Genomic DNA, 1,347 nt, shown 5'->3' with positions numbered 1-1,347 from the left:
GCATAGACGATGGCTGATTCCTCGGCACCTTCGCCGCCGGTGCCCTCGGCAACCGCGTTGACGTAGAAGCGGATGTGCCGATCCTCGTTGCCGGGCAACAAAGTGTCGATCGGCTCGATTTCGGCCTGCCGTTGCCTGGCCTTCTCGAAAGCCTCGGCGAAAGCCGGCCGGTCGCGCTCGTGGATGACCGTGTCGAGCCGGACGCGGCGGTCGACCGCGTCGCGATCGACGACCGAGGAAAACAGCGAGAGGAACGGCGCGTTGGTGCGCAGGATGCGCCCATTGGCGTCGACGCCGGCGATAGCCATCGGCGTCGAGTTGAAGAAGCGGGTGAAACGGACTTCCGAGGCGCGAAGATCGGCGGAGGCATCCTCGCCCTGGGTGCGGTTGAGCACAATTGTGCGGGTCGGACCGCCGACGCCCTCGCGGCTCGCCGAGACGCGGTGCATGAAGCGCACCGGCAGCGCCTCGCCAGTCATCGTCGTCAGGTCGAGATCGATGACGGCGTTGCGCGTGGTGCCGGGATCGGCCTTGACCGAGCGGACCAGCGCCATGCCGTCGCCGGCGACGATCTCGGGCAGCGTGACGGCGCCCGGCGTGAAGCTCGCCAGATCGATGCCCAGCCATTCGGCGAGCGTGGCGTTGATGTAGGTGACGCGGCCTTCCTGGTCGGCCGAAAAGAAACCGGCCGGCGCATGGTCGAGATGGTCGATCGCCTTTTGCAGGTCGAGGAAGAAACGCTCCTGCTCGGCCCGCTCTTGCGAGATATCGGCAAGCTGCCAGGCAAGCATCGGCAGCCGCTGGCCCGGCACATTGAAAGCGCGTGCGCGGGTGCGGTACCAGTGCGCACCGGGCTCCGCGCCGGGGCGGATGGATTGCGCAAGCCTGAACTCGCCATCGCCCGCCTGGCCGTCGCGCAGGCCCGATGCCAGCCGGTAGATGGTCATGGAGGCCTCTGGAACGTCCGACAGCAGCCCTTCGACCGTCTTGAGGTCGGCCGCCGACGAAGCGCCCGTCATATCGGCATAGGCACGGTTGGCGTAGATGATACGGGCCTTGGTATCCGTGACCAGCAGGCCTTGCGACATCGAATCGACAAAGGCTTTGGACAGTTCGTCGCTGGTCGAGCGCGGCGCGACCTGAACGAAGCCGATAGCGGTGGCAAACAGGAAGCCGACGCCGATCATCGCCAGCACGCCGAGCATGCCGAGCAGGAAGGGATCGCCGAGGCGCTCGCGGAAAAGCCCGAAAACGATCGCCGCACCGGTCAGGACAACGATGAAGATGATGAGCCGGGTCACGGCACCCGGACGCGTGTTCTGGTCGACGATCGGTACCGGATAGAAA

General features: G+C 66.1%; 1 protein-coding gene. It reads right to left on the bottom strand.

The window, feature by feature from the left end; genetic code table 11:
- Window positions 1-1,347, bottom strand: a 1,347-nt coding sequence (locus tag EOA33_RS35930; RefSeq protein ID WP_127407740.1) for a PAS domain-containing protein, incomplete at both ends; no start/stop codon positions are given.

Source organism: Mesorhizobium sp. M4A.F.Ca.ET.050.02.1.1 (assembly GCF_003997725.1).
Classification (GTDB): Bacteria; Pseudomonadota; Alphaproteobacteria; order Rhizobiales; family Rhizobiaceae; genus Mesorhizobium.
This window is presented reverse-complemented; position numbering and strand designations above follow the sequence as displayed.